This is a genomic window from Mycolicibacterium sp. MU0053 (assembly GCF_963378095.1).
Lineage (GTDB): Bacteria > Actinomycetota > Actinomycetes > Mycobacteriales > Mycobacteriaceae > Mycobacterium > Mycobacterium burgundiense.
Map to the genome: position 1 here is coordinate 380,468 of NZ_OY726397.1, position 19,302 is coordinate 399,769.

General features: G+C 68.4%; 21 protein-coding genes and 1 riboswitch. Of the genes, 13 read left to right on the forward strand and 8 right to left on the reverse strand.

The genetic code is table 11. The features are described 5' to 3' along the window. Positions 1-768, reverse strand: coding sequence for an SDR family NAD(P)-dependent oxidoreductase (locus RCP80_RS01790; protein ID WP_308480710.1), 768 nt, complete (start codon positions 766-768; stop codon positions 1-3). A gap of 289 nt (positions 769-1,057) precedes the next feature. Here RCP80_RS01790 and RCP80_RS01795 point away from each other — a divergent pair, with 289 nt between their 5' ends. The 8 genes from RCP80_RS01795 (at position 1,058) to RCP80_RS01830 (ending at position 9,043) form a co-directional block, all read left to right on the forward strand. After that, positions 1,058-3,607 (forward strand): ATP-dependent Clp protease ATP-binding subunit, encoded by a 2,550-nt coding sequence (locus tag RCP80_RS01795; RefSeq protein ID WP_308480711.1) that lies wholly within the window; start codon positions 1,058-1,060, stop codon positions 3,605-3,607. Positions 3,608-3,862: 255 nt separating this feature from the next. After that, positions 3,863-4,078, forward strand: a complete 216-nt coding sequence (locus RCP80_RS01800; protein WP_308480712.1) for a CbtB domain-containing protein — start codon at positions 3,863-3,865, stop codon at positions 4,076-4,078. 30 nt (positions 4,079-4,108) lie between these two features. After that, on the forward strand, positions 4,109-4,930 hold the full coding sequence (locus RCP80_RS01805; RefSeq protein WP_308480713.1) for a CbtA family protein: 822 nt from the start codon (positions 4,109-4,111) through the stop codon (positions 4,928-4,930). Positions 4,931-4,948: 18 nt separating this feature from the next. After that, complete coding sequence (locus RCP80_RS01810) at positions 4,949-5,494, forward strand: histidine phosphatase family protein (RefSeq protein ID WP_308480714.1); 546 nt, start codon at positions 4,949-4,951, stop codon at positions 5,492-5,494. A 43-nt stretch (positions 5,495-5,537) separates the two neighbouring features. After that, positions 5,538-5,649: riboswitch (TPP riboswitch) on the forward strand. Continuing rightward, positions 5,643-6,281, forward strand: coding sequence for an ECF transporter S component (locus RCP80_RS01815; RefSeq protein ID WP_308480715.1), 639 nt, complete (start codon positions 5,643-5,645; stop codon positions 6,279-6,281). It overlaps the preceding riboswitch by 7 nt. Further along, positions 6,278-7,756: an ABC transporter ATP-binding protein gene (locus tag RCP80_RS01820; protein WP_308480716.1), complete on the forward strand. Its 1,479-nt coding sequence runs from the start codon at positions 6,278-6,280 to the stop codon at positions 7,754-7,756. Before RCP80_RS01815 ends, RCP80_RS01820 begins: the two co-directional genes overlap by 4 nt. Then, the gene (locus RCP80_RS01825; RefSeq protein WP_308480717.1) at positions 7,753-8,532 is read left to right on the forward strand and encodes an energy-coupling factor transporter transmembrane component T family protein; all 780 of its coding nucleotides are present in this window, start codon (positions 7,753-7,755) and stop codon (positions 8,530-8,532) included. The genes RCP80_RS01820 and RCP80_RS01825 overlap by 4 nt, the downstream gene beginning before the upstream one ends. Then, positions 8,519-9,043, forward strand: coding sequence for a nucleoside/nucleotide kinase family protein (locus RCP80_RS01830; RefSeq protein ID WP_308480718.1), 525 nt, complete (start codon positions 8,519-8,521; stop codon positions 9,041-9,043). The genes RCP80_RS01825 and RCP80_RS01830 overlap by 14 nt, the downstream gene beginning before the upstream one ends. A 13-nt stretch (positions 9,044-9,056) precedes the next feature. On the opposite strand, the gene RCP80_RS01835 is transcribed toward RCP80_RS01830, so the two are convergent. Both RCP80_RS01835 and mhuD read right to left on the reverse strand, forming a co-directional pair. Then, positions 9,057-10,418 carry a serine hydrolase gene (locus RCP80_RS01835; RefSeq protein WP_373693432.1) on the reverse strand — a complete coding sequence of 454 codons (1,362 nt, stop codon included), beginning with the start codon at positions 10,416-10,418 and terminating at the stop codon, positions 9,057-9,059. Continuing rightward, the gene (gene mhuD / locus RCP80_RS01840) at positions 10,381-10,698 is read right to left on the reverse strand and encodes a mycobilin-forming heme oxygenase MhuD (protein WP_308480720.1); all 318 of its coding nucleotides are present in this window, start codon (positions 10,696-10,698) and stop codon (positions 10,381-10,383) included. Before mhuD ends, RCP80_RS01835 begins: the two co-directional genes overlap by 38 nt. Positions 10,699-10,719: 21 nt before the next feature. Here mhuD and RCP80_RS01845 point away from each other — a divergent pair, with 21 nt between their 5' ends. After that, positions 10,720-11,481 carry an alpha/beta fold hydrolase gene (locus tag RCP80_RS01845; RefSeq protein ID WP_308480721.1) on the forward strand — a complete coding sequence of 254 codons (762 nt, stop codon included), beginning with the start codon at positions 10,720-10,722 and terminating at the stop codon, positions 11,479-11,481. Here RCP80_RS01845 and RCP80_RS01850 read toward each other — a convergent pair. Continuing rightward, positions 11,478-11,708, reverse strand: coding sequence for a hypothetical protein (locus RCP80_RS01850; RefSeq protein ID WP_308480722.1), 231 nt, complete (start codon positions 11,706-11,708; stop codon positions 11,478-11,480). The genes RCP80_RS01845 and RCP80_RS01850 overlap by 4 nt on opposite strands. Positions 11,709-11,779: 71 nt before the next feature. Here RCP80_RS01850 and RCP80_RS01855 point away from each other — a divergent pair, with 71 nt between their 5' ends. Next, complete coding sequence (locus tag RCP80_RS01855) at positions 11,780-12,748, forward strand: GlxA family transcriptional regulator (RefSeq protein WP_308480723.1); 969 nt, start codon at positions 11,780-11,782, stop codon at positions 12,746-12,748. An 81-nt stretch (positions 12,749-12,829) separates the two neighbouring features. Here RCP80_RS01855 and RCP80_RS01860 read toward each other — a convergent pair whose 3' ends face one another. Then, positions 12,830-13,720: an iron-sulfur binding domain-containing protein gene (locus RCP80_RS01860; RefSeq protein ID WP_308480724.1), complete on the reverse strand. Its 891-nt coding sequence runs from the start codon at positions 13,718-13,720 to the stop codon at positions 12,830-12,832. Between the two features lie 25 nt (positions 13,721-13,745). On the opposite strand from RCP80_RS01860, the gene RCP80_RS01865 reads away from it, so the two are divergent. Together RCP80_RS01865 and RCP80_RS01870 are read left to right on the forward strand one after the other, a co-directional pair. Continuing rightward, positions 13,746-14,408 carry a carbonic anhydrase gene (locus RCP80_RS01865; protein WP_308480725.1) on the forward strand — a complete coding sequence of 221 codons (663 nt, stop codon included), beginning with the start codon at positions 13,746-13,748 and terminating at the stop codon, positions 14,406-14,408. Between the two features lie 82 nt (positions 14,409-14,490). Further along, positions 14,491-15,264 (forward strand): hypothetical protein, encoded by a 774-nt coding sequence (locus RCP80_RS01870; protein ID WP_308480726.1) that lies wholly within the window; start codon positions 14,491-14,493, stop codon positions 15,262-15,264. Between the two features lie 10 nt (positions 15,265-15,274). Here the strand turns inward: RCP80_RS01870 and disA are convergent, their stop codons facing one another. The 3 genes from disA to RCP80_RS01885 are packed head-to-tail and all read right to left on the reverse strand — an operon-like array spanning position 15,275 to position 18,500. Next, complete coding sequence (gene disA / locus RCP80_RS01875; RefSeq protein ID WP_308480727.1) at positions 15,275-16,381, reverse strand: DNA integrity scanning diadenylate cyclase DisA; 1,107 nt, start codon at positions 16,379-16,381, stop codon at positions 15,275-15,277. Continuing rightward, positions 16,378-17,868, reverse strand: coding sequence for a DNA repair protein RadA (gene radA / locus RCP80_RS01880; protein WP_308480728.1), 1,491 nt, complete (start codon positions 17,866-17,868; stop codon positions 16,378-16,380). The genes disA and radA overlap by 4 nt, the downstream gene beginning before the upstream one ends. Before the next feature lie 59 nt (positions 17,869-17,927). Continuing rightward, on the reverse strand, positions 17,928-18,500 hold the full coding sequence (locus RCP80_RS01885; RefSeq protein ID WP_308480729.1) for a copper chaperone PCu(A)C domain-containing protein: 573 nt from the start codon (positions 18,498-18,500) through the stop codon (positions 17,928-17,930). Positions 18,501-18,809: 309 nt separating this feature from the next. Here RCP80_RS01885 and carD point away from each other — a divergent pair, with 309 nt between their 5' ends. Then, positions 18,810-19,298, forward strand: a complete 489-nt coding sequence (gene carD, locus RCP80_RS01890; protein ID WP_308482663.1) for an RNA polymerase-binding transcription factor CarD — start codon at positions 18,810-18,812, stop codon at positions 19,296-19,298. Positions 19,299-19,302: the final 4 nt, after the last annotated feature.

The window sequence follows — 19,302 nt, forward strand, 5'->3', positions numbered from 1 at the left end:
TCAGTCGGTGGCGCCGCCGTCGAGGCGCAGAATCGTGCCGGTGCAATAGCTGGCCGCCGGTGACGCGAAATAGAGTGCAGCGCCGACGATTTCGTTCGGCTCTCCGACGCGCTGCAGCGCGATGCCGGTCTTGGCCGCCTCGTTGACCGCATCGAGATCCCACGCCTTGGCGATATCGGTGCGGAAGCGTCCGGCCATGATGCCGTTGACCCGCACGGTCGGACCGAATGCCCGCGCGAACCCCTCGGTCAACGTGTTCAGGCCCGCCTTGGCGGCGGCGTAGGGCAGGAATTCCGGTCGGGGCCGGATGGCTCCGACCGAGGAGATGTTGATGATCGAGCCACCCTCGCCGGCGGCCATCCGGGTGCCGATCGAGGCGGTGAGCCGAAACGGACCCTTGAGGTTGATCGCGATGACCTTGTCGAACAGGCTCTCTTCGACGGCGTCCAGGCTCGGATACAACGGCGACAGTCCGGCGTTGTTGACCAGGACATCGACGCGTCCGAAGGCGTCGTAGGCGGCCTCGACGAGGTTGTCGCAGTCCTGCCAACTGCTGACGTTGGCGGCAATGGGCAGCGCACGGCGGCCGAAGCGGTCCGAGATTTCGGTGGCCACCGCCTCGCAGGCGTCGAGTTTGCGGCTCGCGACAATCACGTCTGCTCCGCGCTCGGCGTACGCGATGGCCATCTCGCGGCCCAGGCCGCGGCTCCCGCCGGTGACCAGGGCAACTTTTCCGGTCAAGCCGAACAGTGGGTCAGAGATCGTCATGCGCCGACGATATGATGCAACTGCATTACATGTCAAAATGCTGTCGATGCGGCCGTGGTGATCTGGCGGAAAACAATCGAAGTACGCGTTTAGCGTCATTTTCGTTCGCTAGCGGCGAACCAAATAGGAAACGATTCGCGATATTCCGACGTTGGTCTGTATACGTCCATGGCGGACGGGGGACCAAGGTATGCCCCCACCCAGCTTCGCCCACTACAGTGGACGGCAGGCAAAGCGCACCGCCCGCGGGTGGGCGACGTTGCTCTATTGAGGAGAGCAGGTAACCACGATGTTCGAACGATTCACCGACCGAGCACGTCGGGTTGTCGTCCTGGCTCAAGAAGAAGCCCGGATGCTGAACCACAACTACATCGGCACTGAGCACATCCTGCTGGGTCTTATTCATGAGGGTGAGGGCGTAGCGGCGAAGTCGCTCGAATCCCTGGGTATTTCACTGGAAGGCGTGCGCAGCCAGGTCGAGGAGATCATCGGACAGGGCCAACAGGCGCCGTCCGGTCATATCCCGTTCACGCCGCGCGCCAAGAAGGTGCTCGAACTGAGCCTGCGCGAGGCGCTGCAACTCGGCCACAACTACATCGGCACCGAGCACATCCTGCTCGGCCTGATCCGTGAGGGCGAGGGGGTGGCCGCGCAGGTGCTGGTCAAGCTCGGCGCGGAGCTGACGCGGGTGCGTCAGCAGGTCATCCAGCTGCTGAGCGGTTATCAGGGCAAGGAGACCGCGGAAGCCGGTACCGGCGGCCGCGGTGGCGAGGCGGGTAATCCGTCGACCTCCCTGGTGCTCGACCAGTTCGGCCGGAACCTGACCGCCGCCGCGGTGGAAGGCAAGCTCGATCCCGTCATCGGCCGCGAGAAGGAAATCGAGCGGGTCATGCAGGTGCTGAGCCGCCGTACCAAGAACAACCCGGTGCTGATCGGTGAGCCGGGCGTCGGCAAGACCGCCGTTGCGGAGGGCCTGGCACAGGCCATCGTCAACGGTGAGGTGCCCGAGACGCTCAAGGACAAGCAGCTCTACACGCTGGACCTCGGTTCGCTGGTGGCCGGCAGCAGGTACCGCGGTGACTTCGAGGAGCGCCTGAAGAAGGTGCTCAAGGAGATCAACACCCGCGGCGACATCATCCTGTTCATCGACGAGCTGCACACGCTCGTCGGTGCCGGCGCGGCCGAGGGTGCGATCGACGCCGCGTCGATCCTCAAGCCCAAGCTGGCCCGCGGTGAGCTGCAGACGATCGGCGCGACCACGCTCGACGAGTACCGCAAGTACATCGAGAAGGATGCCGCGCTGGAGCGTCGGTTCCAGCCGGTGCAGGTCGGCGAGCCGACGGTCGAGCACACCATCGAGATCCTCAAGGGTCTGCGCGACCGGTACGAGGCGCACCACCGCGTCTCGATCACCGACGGTGCGATCGTGGCGGCCGCCACCCTGGCGGATCGCTACATCAACGACCGCTTCCTGCCGGACAAGGCCATCGACCTGATCGACGAGGCCGGCGCCCGGATGCGGATCCGTCGGATGACCGCTCCGCCGGACCTGCGCGAGTTCGACGAGAAGATCGCCGACGCGCGCCGGGAGAAGGAGTCCGCGATCGACGCGCAGGACTTCGAGAAGGCCGCGCGGCTGCGGGACCAGGAGAAGCAGCTGGTCGCACAGCGCGCCGAGCGCGAGAAGCAGTGGCGCTCCGGTGACCTCGACGTGGTCGCCGAGGTCGATGACGAGGAAATCGCCGAGGTGTTGGGCAACTGGACCGGAATCCCGGTGTTCAAGCTGACCGAGGCGGAAACCACTCGGCTGCTGCGCATGGAGGAGGAGATCCACAAGCGGATCATCGGCCAGGAGGACGCGGTCAAGGCCGTCTCCAGGGCGATCCGTCGCACCCGTGCCGGGCTGAAGGACCCCAAGCGGCCCTCGGGCTCGTTCATCTTCGCCGGCCCGTCCGGCGTCGGTAAGACCGAGCTGTCCAAGGCGCTGGCGAACTTCCTGTTCGGCGACGACGACGCGCTGATCCAGATCGACATGGGCGAGTTCCACGACCGCTTCACCGCCTCGCGGCTGTTCGGTGCCCCGCCGGGCTACGTCGGCTATGAGGAGGGTGGCCAGCTCACCGAGAAGGTGCGTCGTAAGCCGTTCTCGGTCGTGCTGTTCGACGAGATCGAAAAGGCCCACCAGGAGATCTACAACACCCTGTTGCAGGTGCTGGAGGACGGCCGTCTCACCGACGGTCAGGGTCGCACGGTCGACTTCAAGAACACCGTGCTGATCTTCACCTCGAACCTTGGGACATCCGATATTTCGAAGGCAGTCGGCCTCGGGTTCACCCAGGGCGGCGGTGAGAACAACTACGAGCGGATGAAGCTCAAGGTCAACGACGAGCTCAAGAAGCACTTCCGCCCGGAGTTCCTCAACCGCATCGACGACATCATCGTCTTCCACCAGCTCACCCCGGACGAGATCGTCAAGATGGTGGACCTGATGGTCGGTCGCGTCGGAAACCAGCTCAAGGCCAAGGACATGGAGATGGTCCTCACCGACCAGGCCAAGTCCCTGCTGGCCAAGCGCGGATTCGACCCGGTGCTGGGCGCGCGGCCGCTGCGTCGCACGATCCAGCGCGAGATCGAGGACGCGTTGAGCGAGAAGATCCTGTTCGACGAGATCAGTCCCGGACAGCTCATCACGGTCGACGTGGAGAACTGGGACGGCGAAGGAGCCGGCGAGGACGCCCGGTTCACCTTCTCCGGTGCCCCGAAGGCGAAGTCGGTGTCCACCGACGAACCGGACCTTGCCGGCGCCGGGGCGGCGGGCGCCGCGACCGGGGCCGAATAGGCGAGACACGCACAACGGGCGGTCACCCTGCGGGGTGGCCGCCCGTTGGCGTATCCGCCTCAGGAACGGTCGGCACCGAGCATCGAGGTTGAGGTTACGACGCCACCGCTTGGGCCCTGCGCATATGATGCGTCCTGTAATCGACGGGCCGAGGAATCTGGTGAGAGTCCAGAACGGTCGCGCCACTGTCCATAGTCAGACCCATACGCCCGTCACTGCAACGACCCGGACGCGTTATCCCGGAAAGGACCCCGAATGACCACACCCGACGCTCATCGGACCCGTGTTCCCGCCATCGACCTCTCGGCCAGCAAGGCCATCGGCTGGCTCACGCTGACCGCCTTCCTGGCCTTGGTGCTGCTGTACTGCGTGGGCATGGATCAAGGTGCCACCTCGGTGTTGGGCAACAACACCTACGTGCACGAATTCGTCCACGACGCCCGCCATCTGCTCGGCTTCCCCTGCCACTGACCAGCGCAAGCGGAAGAGAGCCAATCGAATATGGAAAAGCAGGTCATCTGGCGCGGCATCCTGGCCGGCGCCCTGGCGGGGGTGTTGGCATTCGTCTGGGCGCGCATCTTTGTGCAACCGGTGATCGATCGGGCCATCGACTACGAGGACGGCGTCGGCGCCGCGCGTGAGGCGCTGCACAGCGCCGCCGAACACGCCCACCAGCACGGCCACAGCCACGGCGAAGAGGGCGCGGCCATCACCCGCGCGGTGCAGGCCAATATCGGCATGGGGCTGGGACTGCTGGGGTTCAGTGTGGCAATGGCGGCGCTGCTGGCGATCGTGTTCTGCGTGCTGTACGGCCGCGCGCAGCTGTCCGCGCGGTTGCTGTCGGTGCTGATCGCCGGGGGCATGTTCGTCGCGCTGTGGTTGGTGCCGGCGCTGAAGTATCCGCCGAACCCGCCCGCGGTCAGCCTCGACGAGACCATCAACCAGCGCACGCTGCTGTACCTGCTGCTGGTCGCGTTGTCGGCGGTGCTGTTCGCCGCCGCCGTCTACCTCGGTAGCCGGTTGGCGCCCAAGCTCGGCGCCTGGAACGCGACGTTGGCCGGCGCCGCCGGATACCTGGTCGCGGTCGCGATCGTGATGCTGATTCTGCCGACCATCGACGAGACCCCGGGACCCATCGTGGATGCGGCCGGCACCATCGTGTTCGACGGCTTCCCCGCCGACGACCTCTACGAGTTCCGGTTGTTCTCGCTGGGCACTCAGATCGTGATGTGGGCCGCCATCGGGCTGGTCTTCGCCGCGTTGGTGTCCCGGCTGCTCGAGGGCAAACGGCAGCAGAGCACCGTCGGCGGCACGAGCGCGTAGCGCGCGCATCGAGTCGCCATGACTGAAGTCGTCCGGCTGACGCTGGTGTCGCACGCAATGACCGACGCCACGTCAGCCGGACGCTTCGCGTTGGATGAGCCACTGTCCCGGCTCGGGCGACGCCAACTCGAATCCGGCTCTGGCCCTGATGATTTCGAGTACGCACTGTGCGGACCGGAGTTGCGTACCCGAGAGACCGCCGAGCTGGCCGGGCTCCCCGCCGAACCCGAGCCGGCCCTGGCGGACCTCGATGTCGGCCGGTGGAGCGGCGTCGAACTGGCCGCCGTCGATCCGCATGATCTCGATTGTTGGCTGACCGACCCCACCGCGGCGCCGCACGGCGGCGAGTCGATCGTCGAGCTGGTGGTGCGGGTGCGGGCCTGGCTGGCAGGGTTGGTCGAGCGACCCGCCCGGATTTGCGCCATCACCCATCCCGCGGTGATCCGCGCCGCCGTCGTCGTGGTCCTGGACGCCCCGCCGGCGTCGTTCTGGCGCATCGACGTGGCCCCGCTGAGCCGGACGGTGCTGCATCACCGGACCGCGGGGTGGACCCTGCGCCGCTGACTGCAGGGCGCGAACGCCCTCGCGACTGCGCTACCTTGGTTCGGTAAACCCACGCGGGAGTGCACGCTGAAGTGCGCTGAGAGGACGGCTGAGCGCCGTCGACCGTATGCACCTGTCCGGGTAATGCCGGCGTAGGGAGTGTGATCCGATGACCAACGTTTCCGAACCCGATTTCGTCGGCCGCGGCGCCACCAACCGGGTGTATCGCTGGCGGGTGGTCGACATCGTGGTGGCCAGCGTGCTCGCCGTCGCCGCCGGATTGGTCTTCGTGCTGTGGAACATCGCCTCCAACCCGCTGACCGCACCGCTGGGCGCGCTGCTGCCCGGCCTGCAGGCGTTGGCCGGCGGTGGCTGGCTGTTCGCGGGGGTGCTGGTCGCGATGGTGATCCGCAAGCCCGGCGCTGCGATCTACGGTGAACTCGTCGCGGCCACGGTCTCGGCGCTGGTCGGCAACCAGTGGGGCGTGTTGACGCTGGTTTCCGGGCTGGTTCAGGGCCTGGGCGCCGAACTGGTGTTCGCGATCTTCCTGTATCGGGTGTGGAACCTGCCGGTCGCGGTGCTCGCCGGTGCGGTCGCCGGCGTCGCGATGGCGGCGAACGACCTCGTGCTCTGGTACCCCGGGGCCGCGGCGGCATTCGCCGTCACCTACACCGTCGCCGGGATCGTCTCCGGGGCGGTCATCGCCGGCGCCCTGTCCTGGTACGCGGTGCGCGGGCTCGCCAAGACCGGCGCGCTGTCGCGGTTTGCCTCGGGCCGGACGGGGTCGCGCAGCGACCTCACGCGGTGAGCACGATCGGACCCTCGAGCGGTGCCGCCGTCGCCGCGCGCGGCTGGTCCTGGCGGCATGCGGGCCGGCCCCGCTACGCGGTGCGCGACCTCGACCTCGATATCGCCGCAGGCGAACGGGTATTGCTGCTGGGGGCCAGCGGGTCCGGCAAATCCACGCTGCTGCAAGGGCTGGCCGGTCTCTTGGGGGGTCACGAAGAAGGTGACGAGGGCGGTCGGTTGCTGATCGACGGCGCACCGCCGGGTGAGCGCCGCAGCCGCATCGGCATGGTGCTGCAGAATCCCGCCTCGCAGGTCATCCTGTCCCGAGTCGGTGACGACGTGGCGTTCGGAATGGAGAACTTCAACGTCGCGCCGCAGCTCATCTGGCCGCGGGTGCGACGGGCGCTGGCCGCCGTCGGCCTCAGCGCCCCGTTGCAACACGACACCGCCAAACTGTCCGGCGGACAACAGCAACGGCTTGCGCTGGCCGGTGTGCTGGCCATGAATCCCGGCCTGATCCTGTTGGACGAGCCCACGGCCAACCTGGATCCGGCCGGCGTCGTGGAGGTCCGCGACGCGGTTGCCGCGGTGGTGGAGCAGACCGGCGCTACGCTCGTGGTCGTCGAGCATCGCACCGAGGTGTGGCTGCCGGTGGTGGACCGGTTGGTCGTGCTGGGCGCCGCCGGCGACGTCATCGCCGACGGGGCGCCGGCCGACGTCATCGCCACCCATCGCGACGGACTGACCCGCGCCGGAGTGTGGGTGCCCGGAGTCGCACTGCCGCAGGTCTCCCGAACCGGCCCGGTGGGCCGACCGTTGTTACGTGCCAGTGCGCTCTCGGCCGGTTACTCATCCGGGACACCAACGGACGCCATCGATTTCGACATCAGTCGCGGCGCCACCACCGTCATCTCCGGCCCCAACGGCGCGGGCAAGTCCGCGCTGGCATTGACCCTCGGCGGCCTGCTCCCGCCCCGCGCGGGCCGGCTCGAGGCCTGCGGCGGATTTGCGCCGGCACCGCAGCGCCCCGAACCCATCCGGTGGCGGTCCCGCGAACTGCTCACCCGCGTCGGCAGCGTGTTCCAGAACCCCGAGCACCAATTCCTCACCGGCAGCGTGCGCGACGAACTGGCGTGCGGACCCCGTGCCCTCAAGACGGCTGAGGCCGCAGTGGCCAAACGCTGTGACGACCTGCTGGAGCGACTGCGGCTCACGGGCTTGGCCGAGGCGAATCCGTACACGCTGTCCGGGGGCGAGCAGCGCAGGCTGTCGGTGGCGACCATCCTGGCGACACAGCCCGACGTGATCATCCTCGACGAGCCCACCTTCGGCCAGGACCGCAATACCTGGGCCGAGCTGGTCGCCCTGCTCGCCGAGATGGTCGGCGAGGGCACCGCTGTCGTCGCCGTCACCCACGACCTGCACTTCGCCGAACTGCTGGCCGACCGGCGCATCGAGTTGCGGGCCCCGGACGTCACGAAGTCCGGGCGATGAGCAGCGCGACGGCCGTGGCGGTGCAGCGGGCCGCAATCAATCCGGTCGCGAAACTGATTGCGGCCCTGGTGATCGCGCTCGGCCTGGTCTCCAGTCTGGACTGGGTTTCGGCACTGACGGCACTGGTGCTCGAGCTCGCGTTGGTTTTGGTGCTCCGAGTCCCGTTGCGACAGATTTTGATTCGCGGTGCACTGCTGGCGGTCGTGGCCGCGCTCACCGCGGTGACGATACTGCTGTACGGACAATCCAGCGGCACCGTGCACTGGCACTTCCTGTTGATCACCATCAGTGACGGCTCAATCACGTTGGCCTTGGCCACCTTTCTGCGCGTCCTCGCCATCGCCCTGCCGTCGGTGCTGCTCTTCATCGACACCGATCCGACCGAGCTCGCCGATGGCCTCGGACAGGTGCTTCGGCTGCCGTCCCGGTTTGTGTTGGGCGCGCTGGCCGGGCTGCGGTTGGTCGGGTTGCTCGGGCAGGACTGGCGGTATCTGGGTTATGCGCGCCGTGCCCGGGGGGTCGCGGACCGGGGTCGGCTGCGGCGCGCGGCCGGCCAGGCGTTCGCGTTGCTGGTGTTCGCGATCCGACGCGGCTCGATGTTGGCGACCGCGATGGAGGCCCGCGGCTTCGGCGCCTACCCGACCCGGACCTGGGCGCGGCCCGCCCGATTCGGCGGCCGCGACCTCGCATTGATCCTCGCGGCGTTCGGCATCGTCGCCGTCGCGGTCGGGATGTCGATCGGAACCGGCCACTGGAGCTTCATTGGAAATCTCTGAGCTGGTGCGCCGGCTACCCGCCGGCGCCAGAACCGTGTTGATCGACGGCCGATCGGGTGCGGGCAAGACCGATCTGGCGGCCGCGCTGCAACGCGCCTGGGCCGACAGCGCCGTGATCAGCCTCGACGACATCTACCCCGGCTGGGACGGGCTGTCCTGGGCCGGCGAACACATCCGCGGCGCGCTCTTGGAACCGCGCGCGTCGGGGCGGCCCGGTCGGTGGCGACGCTGGGACTGGGCCACCGACGCGCCCGCCGAATGGCACACCGTCGCGCCCGGGCAACGCGTGATCGTGGAGGGCGTGGGGACGCTGACCGCGGCTAACCGGGCCCTGGCGGACCTGGGGATCTGGGTGGAGGCATCGGACGCCGACCGCAAGCGCCGGGCGCTGCTGCGCGACGGTGACACCTATGCGCCGCACTGGGACCGGTGGGCGCGGCAGGAACGGGACTTCATCGCTGCGCACGATCCGCGCACGGTCGCCGATCTCATTTTTCCGAACCCGGCGTAACCGTGGCCGCGGGTCACCCGACGGGGATCAGCCCGAACATCTGCTTGATCGTCATCATCAACCACCCCGCGGTGGCCGGGCTGTGATAGCGCGGCCAGTTCATCTGCAGGCTCAGCACCCAGGGCTGGCCGGTGCGGTCGACCGCGTACCAGCTGAACGTCAGATCGCCGGGCAGGTTGCCGGCCTTCGCCGCAATGTAGGGCCACTGCTCGCGGTCGAGATCGATGCCCGGAATCGCCGAGACCAGGTCTTTCACCGGGGCGGTGGGCCCGGTCGCCCCGGACTGCAGCCCGGCGTGCACCCGGCAGATGTCCTCGGCGCTGCCGTACCACTCCGCGCCGAACGGCGAGGCCGGCGAGTGGGTGCGTTCCGGATCGGGCTGGTACGGGCGGGATTTGGCATCCCGCAGCATCTGGGCGCGGCCCTCGCGGGAGGCGTGCTTCCATTCCTCGCGGACATCCGGTTGGCCCCAGCCGACCGAGAACAACTCCCGCATGGTGGGGAACGGGGTCATGCTGGCGGGATCGTGATGGCCCGCGTCGACGAGGGCCTGCTCGACCGCGTGGGTGCCGACGCGGTGGATCAACAGGTCGGTGGCCATGTTGTCGCTGTTGGCGATCATCTTCTCGGCGAGGTCCCGTACCGGCACCTTCGAACCCGGCGGGAGCTTGTCGAAACCGGAGGATCCGACGGCCTTGGTGGCCTCGGTGATCACCAGTTCCTCATCCCACGACAACGCCCCGGCCCGCACCTGCTCGGCCACGGCGAAGAGCACGTAGAGCTTGAAGATCGAGGCCAACGGCAGGGATTCGGCGGTGTTGGCGCCGGCCAACTGTCGGCATTGCCCGTCCACGATCCGCGACACCCGATACGAGTACCGCGCGCCGGTCTTGGACAGCACGTCGTCGACGTCGTCCCAGGACGCGATCTCGGGCGCGTGGTTGACGACCTTGAACCGGTCCACCAGGCCGGCGTCATCGGTATCGAGTTCGATGTCTTGACGCGCGCCGTACGACGTCACCAGGTGCAGCGTCGCGGAACCGGCGCCGAAATCGACCCCGCTGAGCGTGTAGGGCCGGTCCCACCACAGCCCGTCCATGGTGGTGACCACGGCGTCGACCTGATCCGGTGCGGCCAGGGTCTTGACCCCGACGTGACCGATGGGCCAGTCCGAGTTCAGCATGTCCATCACCTGCTGGGCGCGGACACCCTGCGGCGTGCCGGTGCTGATGTGGACATCGGCCTTGCCGGCGAGCTCCGACGGCACCCCGGCGGGAGCGCACCCACCCGCCGAGACGATCACCAGAGCGGCAGTCAAACCCAGTGCCGCGCGCGCCTTAACTCTTTGCGGCAGGCCCGGCAACGTCCAGCACAACCTCGAATTCGAGCAGCGACGCGCCGGTGGCCACCGGATTGCGTTGCTGCCCCTGATGCGCCTCGATCGCCGGCCCGGTGGCCCAGGCCTGGAAGGCCTCCTCGGACTCCCACTGGGTCACCACGAAGTAACGCTCCTCGCCCTTGACCGGACGCAGCAGCTGAAAGCCCAGGAAACCGGGCTGGCTGTCGACGGCATGGGCGCGATTCGCAAACCGCTTCTCCAGTTCGGGGCCTGCGTCGGCGGGAACTTCGATTGCATTGATCTTCACCACGGCCATGGCGCTAGGCTACCGCTTCGCATGGCAAACGATTCTCTGACGTACCGCGGCGGCGTGGGGCGTCCGCTGGTGCTCGTGCACGGCCTGATGGGCCGGGGCAGCACCTGGGGACGGCAGCTGCCGTGGCTCACCGAGTTGGGCGCGGTCTACACCTACGACGCGCCCTGGCACCGGGGCCGCGACGTCATCGACCCGCACCCGATCAGCACCGAACGTTTCGTCGACGACCTCGGGGCCGCGCTGCGGCGCTTCGCTGCGCCGGTGCCGCTGATCGGCCATTCCATGGGCGGACTGCACTCGTGGTGTCTGGCCGCGCAGCGCCCGGAGCTGGTGGCTGCCGTCGTCGTCGAGGACATGGCACCCGATTTCCGCGGCCGTACCACCGGGCCGTGGGAGCCGTGGGTGCACGCGCTGCCGGTCGAGTTCCCCACCGAGCAGGCGGTTTTCGATGCCTTCGGGCCCATCGCCGGCCAGTATTTCTTGGACGCCTTCGACCGCACGGCGACCGGTTGGCGGTTGCACGGGCAGCCGCAGCGCTGGGTGGAGATCGCCGCCGAGTGGGGCACCCGTGACTACTGGGAGCAGTGGCGGGGGGTGCGGGCGCCCACCCTGCTGCTCGAGGCCGGGGACTCGGTGGCACCGCCCGGCCAGATGGCGAGGATGGCCGAAACCGGGCAGCGGAGCACCTATGTCCGGGTCCCCGGGGCCGGGCACCTGATCCACGACGACGCGCCGGCGATCTACCGCGAGGCCGTGCAGACGTTCCTGGGCGGTCTGGGCTAGCGCCGTTCGCCGCGCGCGCCGGACTCCGGCCACGCCGGCCGGCGTCGGAACCGTTCCCGGATGCCGTCGTCGTCCAGCGGGCCCACCAGCGGGGCCGACAGCCGGAACTGGTCGAGCCGCAGGCGCAGCTTCCCGCTGCGGTGCGAGCCCGCCGCCAGCGCGGCCACCAGGCCGAACGGGGCCAGCAGGACGAACGCCAAGAGGAGAAAGACCCATGCAGTAGCCATGGCAGCAATTATTTGCTGGGGAATATCCGGCCAACAGTGGCAGGACGGTCCTTGTCCGCTAAAATACTGCCATGATCCGGACAGTCTCAACTTTGGCGCTGGACGGCCTGGCGATTTTCGAGTTCGGGGTGATCTGCGAGGTCTTCGGCATCGACCGCAGCAGCGACGGCGTGCCCAGCTTCGACTTCAAGGTCTGCGGGCTGGAGGCCGGGAAGCCGATACAAACCTCGGTGGGCGCCACGCTGACCCCCGAGCACGGCCTGGGCTCGCTGGCGGGGGTGGACCTGGTGGCGGTGCCGGCCATCGCCGGCCCGGAGTATCCGCCCGAGGCGTTGGGGGCACTGCGCGCCGCCGCCGACTCGGGCTCGATCATCTTGACCGTCTGCTCGGGTGCCTTCGTCGCGGGGGCGGCCGGCCTGCTCGACGGGCGGTCCTGCACGACGCACTGGATGCACGCCGACGAACTCGCCCGCCGGTACCCCACCGCCAAGGTGGACCGCAACGTGCTCTTCGTCGACGACGGCAACCTGATCACCAGTGCGGGCACCGCGGCCGGCATCGACGCCTGCCTGCACCTGGTGCGCCGGGAACTCGGTAGCGCCGTCACCAACAAGATCGCTCGGCGGATGGTGGTGGCCCCGCAGCGCGACGGCGGACAACGGCAGTACATCGATCAGCCCATTCCGGTGAATTGTTCGGACAGCTTTGCCCCGCAACTGGATTGGATTCTCTCGAATCTCCACATTCGGCATTCGGTCGACTCGCTGGCCCGCCGGTCCAATATGTCCGCCCGGACCTTCGCGCGCAGGTTCGTCGAAGAGACCGGCACCACGCCCATGCAATGGGTCACCGATCAGCGGGTGCTCTATGCGCGCCGACTGCTCGAAGAGACCGACCTGGACGTCGACCGGATCGCGGATCGGGCCGGCTTCCGCACCGCCACCCTGCTGCGGCACCACTTCCGTCGGATCATCGGGGTGACCCCGTCGGATTACCGACGCACCTTCGCTTGTGAGCCAGAGCGTGCCGAAAGCGCTTGAGCGGCTTTCATTCGCGAGCGGCCACCGTTGTGCGCCAAACCTCGCGAAATGCGTACCAGACTGAGCGCTCGCGCAGTGAGATCACTCGCCCTCACCGCAGAGCGCGAACCGGCCGTCGTCGGTCTGCTCGATCAATCCATCGACCAACAGTGAATCCAGCGCACGGTCACGCTGCACGGTATCGCTGAGCCAGGCCAGGTCCAGTTGCGCGCGGGCCACCGGAACGGTGCTGCCGCGCAGCACATCCAGCAGCTTGCCGCGGACCTGGCGATCGGTTCCGGCGTACTTCTGGACCCGCTTTCGGACCGGCTCGCCGGCCGGGTGGCCGGCCTGCCGCCAGGCGCACGAACTGAGCGGGCACCGCCCGCACTGGGGCGCCCGGGCGGTGCAGATCACTGCGCCCAGCTCCATCAACGCCGCCGAAAACGTGGGCGTCGTAGCATCATTCGGTAGCAGCGCGGCCACCTGCGCCTCGTCGCGGTTGGCCGAGGGTGATCCGGCCTCGGCCTGTCCGTGCACGGCCCGGGCGACCACGCGGCGAACGTTGGTGTCCACCACCGGAACCCACTGGCCGTAGGCGAAGCAAGCGACGGCGCGAGCGGTGTAGCTGCCGATGCCGGGCAGCGTCAGCAACGTTTCGACATCCGCGGGCACCACATCGTCGTATTCGTCGGCGATGACGGCCGCGCACTCGTGCAGGCGTTTGGCGCGGCGCGGATAGCCGAGCTTGCCCCAGGCGCGCAGCACCGCGGCCGGGCCGGCCGCCGCGGTCGCCGACGGGGTGGGCCAGCGGGCCACCCAGTCCAGCCAGATCGGCAGTACCCGGGCCACCGGGGTTTGTTGCAGCATGAACTCGCTGACCAGGATCTGCCAGGCGCTCACGGCCGGGTCGCGCCACGGCAGATCCCGGCCGTCCCGCTCGAACCAGGACACCAGTTCGGCCGCATCGATGGTGGTCACCGCAACCGCCATCGCGGCGGGGTGCACAATGTCAGGTATGCCGAGTACCAGTCCCGTGACCGCTTGGAAGGCACTCAAGGAGGGTAACGAGCGCTTCGTAGCGGGTAAGCCCCAGCATCCGAGCCAGAGTATCGAGCACCGAAACAGCCTCGCCGAGACGCAGACGCCCACCGCGGTGGTGTTCGGCTGCGGCGACAGTCGGGTGGCCGCCGAGATCATCTTCGACCAGGGCCTCGGGGACATGTTCGTGGTTCGCACCGCCGGCCACGTCATCGATTCCGCGGTGCTCGGGTCGGTGGAGTACGCCGTGTCGATCCTGGACGTGCCGCTGATCGTGGTGCTCGGGCACGACAGTTGCGGCGCCATCGAGGCCGCGATCGCCGCCCTCGACCATGGCGAGGTCCCGGGTGGCTACGTTCGCGACGTCGTCGAGCGGGTGACCTCCTCGATCCTGCTGGGCCGCCGGGACGGCCTCAAGACGGTCGACGAATTCGAAGGACGTCACGTCGTCGAGACCGGTGTCCAGCTGGTTGCGAGGTCATCGGCGATCAAGGAGCGGATCGATGACGGCCGGTTGGCGATCGTCGGCGTGACCTACCACCTGTCCGACGGGCGCGCCGCGCTGCGCGCCCAGGTGGGGGATGTCGGCGAAGAGGGTGTGGACGAAGAACTGGTCCGCAGCGCCGAGGGCATCGGCTAATACCTCCTACCAGGCAGGGTTGGGCGGCGACACGCCGACTCGGGTCGAACACGTTGTGGTGACCTGCCCTTACCGTTAGTCCGTGTTGGATTTAGAACCGCAAGGCCCCCTGCCGCCGGAGATCTACCGGCGTCGCCGGGCATTGGCGATCGGCGTTGCGGCTCTGGTCTTCGTGATCGTGGTCGCAATCGTGATCTTGGTGGTCAGCAGCGGCGGTGGCGCCGAGACCGACCAGGCCGCCGACGGCGCGGCGAACACCTCCGAGGGCCCGCTGGCGCAAGCGCCCGCCCCGGACGTCAAGACCCCGGTGGTGCCGCCGGCCGAGGAGGCCCCGCCCCCGACCCCGACTCCCACCGCCGCCGTCGAACCCCCGCCGGTGCTGCAGGACGGCGACGACTGCCCGGACTCGACCCTGGCCGTCAAGGGCATCACCAACGAGCCCCGCTACACCATCGGTGACCAGCCCACCTTCACCATGGTGGTGACCAACATCGGGCTGGTGGCCTGCCAGCGCGATGTCGGTGCCGCGGTGCTCTCGGCCTATGTGTACTCCCTCGACAACGCGCGGTTGTGGTCCAACCTGGACTGCGCGCCGTCCAACGAGACGCTGGTCAAGACCTTCCGGCCCGGCGAGCAGGTCACCACCGAGGTCACCTGGACCGGGATGGGCTCGGAGGCGCAGTGCCCGCTGCCGCGGGAGCCGATCGGGCCCGGCACCTACAACCTGGTGGTTCAGCTGGGTAACCTGCGATCCGCCTCGGTGCCGTTCATCCTCGCCGAGGCCGGTGAGCCGCCGGCTCCACCGCCGGCCGACGCGCCACCCGGGGACGCTCCGGCGCCCGCGCCCGCCGGCTGACGCCCCGAGGTCACGCGAGTCGGTCGGCGATGGTCGACTCGGCCAGCTGGGACAGTCCTTCTCGGACATGACGGGCCCACATGGCCCCGATGCCCTCCACCGACTGCAGATCGGTGGCGCTCGCGGCCAGCAGGCTCTGCAACGACCCGAACGTGCGCACCAACAGGTCGACGTGAGCGAACTGCAGCCGCGGTATCTCGGCCATCGCGCGGTAGCCGCGGGGACTCAGCGCCGAGTCCTGGGCGTCCATGGTCGGCGGATAGCCCAGCACGCGCGCCAGGGCGGTCGCGTCGAGCAGTTCGGTGTCCGAGAGTGTGTCGAGCTCGTCCAGTGTCTCCGCCACTTGCGCCTTGGTTGGCGGGTCGGGGTTGGCGTGGTAATCCAGCACGATCAGTTCCCGCGAGGTGTCGTTGCCGCCGAGCAACTCCTCCAGCTGCAGCCGGAGCTGACGGCCATCGGTGCCGAGTTCGACTGTGTCGGAGTCGATCTCGAGACCGATGCGGCGGACCATCTCGAGCCGCTGCACCACGGTCATCACATCGCGCAGCGTGACGAAGTCCTCGATCTCGGCCGCCGACAGCTGCCGGCTCACCTCGGTGAGCCGGGCCTTGTAGCGCTCGAGCGTCGCGATCGCCTGATTGGCCCGCGAGAGGATCATCGCCGAATCGGCCACCACGTGCCGCTCGCCCGCCACGTAGACCGTGACGATGCTCATCGAGTGGCTGACCGATATCACCGGGTAGCCGGTTTGAATGGCGGTCCGCTCGGCCGAGCGGTGCCGGGTGCCGGATTCGTCGGTCGGGATGGTCGGATCCGGGACCAGCTGGACATTGGCCCGCACGATGCGGCCCCCGTCGCTGGAGAGCACCACCGCACCGTCCATCTTGGACAGCTCCCGCAACCGGGTGGGCGCGTAGCGGACATCCAGCGAGAACCCGCCGTCACAGATCGCCTCGACGCTCTCGTCGTACCCCAGCACGAGCAACGCTCCGGTCCGCCCGCGCAGAATGCGCTCCAGACCGTCACGCAGGGCGGTCCCGGGGGCCAGCCGGCCGATGGTCTCCCGCAGGGTGGGGCGCGAGCGCACTGCCCCGATTGCGGTGATGCTGGGTGTCACAGCTGTCTATTGTCCCCTGTCGACGGCTCGCCCGGCGGTACGTCCACCAGTTTGAGTTCGGGCCGCGGCGGTGCCGTGACCTCCGGTGGTTTGCTGCCGGGCCGCGCGGCGATGCTGAGCAGCGCCTTGAGCGCCTCGCCGATGGTCGCGACCTCCAGGGTGCGCAGCCCCGGTGGAATCGACTTGGCGCCGGGCGGGATCAACGCGGTGGTGAACCCCAGCCGGGCGGCCTCGGTCAAGCGGCGTTCGATGCCCGTCACCCGCCGCAGGTCCCCGGCCAGGCCGACCTCGCCGATCACCACCGTGGACGCGGGCAGGCACAGCTCGGCATACGAGGACGCGATGGCCAGCGCGACCGCCAGATCCGAGGACGGATCGGTCAGCCGCATCCCGCCCACGGTCGACAGATAGATGTCGCGTTGGCCCAGCGCCAACCCGGATCGGTTCTCCAGGACGGCTGCCGTCATCGCCGAGCGGGACTGGTCCAGGCCGCTGACCGCACGCCGCGGTGACGGCACCGAGGCCATCCCGACCAGGGCTTGGATCTCGCCGATCAGCGGTCGCTTGCCGTCCATGGTGACCGTGACCGCGGTGCCCGGTACCGGCTCGGGGCGCTGATCCATGAACAGCCCGGACGGATCGGCCACACACTCGATTCCGTTGTCGTGCAACATGAAACAGCCGACCTCGTCGGAGGCGCCGAAGCGGTTCTTGACGCCCCGGACCATACGCAGCGCGCTGTTGCGATCGCCTTCGAAGTGCAACACCACGTCCACCAGATGCTCGAGCGAACGGGGTCCGGCAATGGCGCCGTCCTTGGTCACGTGGCCCACCAGGACCATGGCGACCGCCGGGTTGCTGGCCGCCTTCGCATAGCCGGTCAACGCGGTCGTGACCGCGCGCACCTGGGTCACACCGCCGGTGACGCCGTCGTTGTCGGTGGTCGACAACGTCTGCACCGAGTCGACGATGACCAGCGTCGGTTTGACCGCCTCCAGATGTGCGAAGACGGTGTCCAGATCGGATTCGGCGGCCAGGTAGACGTCGCTGTGCGTGCAGCCGGTGCGCTCGGCGCGCATCCGGATCTGGCCGGCCGACTCCTCACCGGAGATGTACAGTGCGCGGCGACCGGATTCGGCCCAGCGGTGCACGACCTCGAGCAACAGTGTGGACTTCCCGACCCCGGGTTCGCCGGCCAGCAGCGTGACCGAACCCGGCACGATGCCGCCGCCGAGCACCCGGTCGAGTTCGCTGACGCCGGTGGGGAAGTGCCGGGTGGAATCGGCTGCGATCGCGCTGATGGACACCGCCGCCGACGCGGGCGCGACGGCGCGCTGGGTGCGCCCGCCCATCGCGGTGAGTACCGGGGCCTCCTGCACGGTGCCCCAGGTGCCGCATTCCGGGCAGCGGCCGACCCACTTCGCGGTGACGTGTTCGCACTCGGTGCAGCGATGCTGCGCCCGGACTTTCGACGATGACCTGCTCACGTCGTGACGGTATCGACCGGCTACGACAGAACCCGACAGGCTCGCGGCGAATGCGTCTCCTAGTGGTTTCCGGAGCCGCCCTGACGCGGCGCATCGCCCGCCGAGATCGGCACGGCCACAGTGGCCTCCCCGGCCCGCTGGAACTCGAAGGTGAAGTCGTAGGTCAACCCGTTGCGGATCGGCTGGTTCAGCGCGACGGTGGCCTCGGCGCGGTCCGCCGCCTCGATCTGGCTGAGCTCGGCCGCCCCGTCCGGGGTGCCGACGGCCAGGATCCCGGCGACGGGCACTTCACGGTTTCCGGTGATGGTGACCTCGCCGACCTCGGAGGTGACTCGGACCAGCCGGTCGGCTTGCTCCTGGGACTGATTGGTGGCGGTGAAGATCAGGTCGACCTCCTGGCCCGGCTCCAACGCATCGCCGGTCTCCACGGCCTGGATGTGGATGTTGCGCACGGCGATCTCGCCGATCGTGACGAGGCTGCCGTTGACGGCCGGCTCCTGGACCGCGGTCTGGGAGACCTGACCGGCGCTGCAGCCGGCGATGGCCGCCGCGGCCAGCAGGGCGCCCGCCGCGAGTCCGAGCCGTCGACCAGCACGCACTGGGTTGGCCCGGTTGGCATCAATAGAGATCACGGAAAGCCTCCTGCTCGCGACCGGCACAAGTTCGACTATGCACAGTAGTAGGTGGCGGAAGGACGCGGTAGCCGAGGGCGGCTGCCGGCGCCGACCGCGCCCCGATGCGGGCTCGGACAACGTCGCGACCGCGCCGCGCGCGGCCCGGGAAAGGCGCTCCGGCCCTGTCACTTTGGGGCTCGCCCGTTGCACGTATTGCTAGCCCTGTCAACCCCCCTGCTTCAGCTGTTGTGCCCCTGACCTGCACCGTTGTTCTGTGTGCTTGGGAACACCGTGCTATTATGGGGGAGTGAAAGGGGCTCGAATCTGATGATTTTCAAAGTCGGTGACACCGTTGTTTATCCACACCACGGTGCTGCGTTGATCGAAGCGATCGAAACCCGAACAATCAAAGGCGAGCAGAAAGAATATCTCGTCCTCAAGGTTGCCCAGGGTGATCTCACCGTACGAGTTCCCGCAGACAATGCCGAATATGTCGGTGTCCGCGATGTCGTCGGCCAGGAAGGGCTGGACAAGGTCTTCCAGGTGCTGCGCGCGCCGCACACCGAAGAGCCGACGAACTGGTCGCGACGGTACAAGGCCAACCTCGAGAAGCTGGCTTCCGGCGACGTGAACAAGGTCGCCGAAGTCGTTCGCGACCTGTGGCGCCGCGATCAGGAGCGTGGGTTGTCCGCGGGGGAGAAGCGGATGCTGGCCAAGGCTCGACAGATTCTCGTCGGTGAGTTGGCGTTGGCGGAGAACACCGATAGCGCCAAGGCGGACATCATCCTCGACGAGGTACTGGCAGCCGCCTCCTAACGGC

Coding starts and splice junctions, on each gene's coding strand:
- RCP80_RS01845 (WP_308480721.1), top strand. CDS start 10,720: ATGGCAAACGATTCTCTGACGTACCGCGGCGGCGTGGGGCGTCCGCTG.
- carD (WP_308482663.1), top strand. CDS start 18,810: ATGATTTTCAAAGTCGGTGACACCGTTGTTTATCCACACCACGGTGCT.
- RCP80_RS01860 (WP_308480724.1), bottom strand. CDS start 13,720: ATGGCGGTTGCGGTGACCACCATCGATGCGGCCGAACTGGTGTCCTGG.
- RCP80_RS01805 (WP_308480713.1), top strand. CDS start 4,109: ATGGAAAAGCAGGTCATCTGGCGCGGCATCCTGGCCGGCGCCCTGGCG.
- RCP80_RS01810 (WP_308480714.1), top strand. CDS start 4,949: ATGACTGAAGTCGTCCGGCTGACGCTGGTGTCGCACGCAATGACCGAC.
- RCP80_RS01815 (WP_308480715.1), top strand. CDS start 5,643: ATGACCAACGTTTCCGAACCCGATTTCGTCGGCCGCGGCGCCACCAAC.
- RCP80_RS01825 (WP_308480717.1), top strand. CDS start 7,753: ATGAGCAGCGCGACGGCCGTGGCGGTGCAGCGGGCCGCAATCAATCCG.
- RCP80_RS01855 (WP_308480723.1), top strand. CDS start 11,780: ATGATCCGGACAGTCTCAACTTTGGCGCTGGACGGCCTGGCGATTTTC.
- RCP80_RS01850 (WP_308480722.1), bottom strand. CDS start 11,708: ATGGCTACTGCATGGGTCTTTCTCCTCTTGGCGTTCGTCCTGCTGGCC.
- RCP80_RS01790 (WP_308480710.1), bottom strand. CDS start 768: ATGACGATCTCTGACCCACTGTTCGGCTTGACCGGAAAAGTTGCCCTG.
- RCP80_RS01800 (WP_308480712.1), top strand. CDS start 3,863: ATGACCACACCCGACGCTCATCGGACCCGTGTTCCCGCCATCGACCTC.
- RCP80_RS01795 (WP_308480711.1), top strand. CDS start 1,058: ATGTTCGAACGATTCACCGACCGAGCACGTCGGGTTGTCGTCCTGGCT.
- RCP80_RS01865 (WP_308480725.1), top strand. CDS start 13,746: ATGCCGAGTACCAGTCCCGTGACCGCTTGGAAGGCACTCAAGGAGGGT.
- mhuD (WP_308480720.1), bottom strand. CDS start 10,698: ATGGCCGTGGTGAAGATCAATGCAATCGAAGTTCCCGCCGACGCAGGC.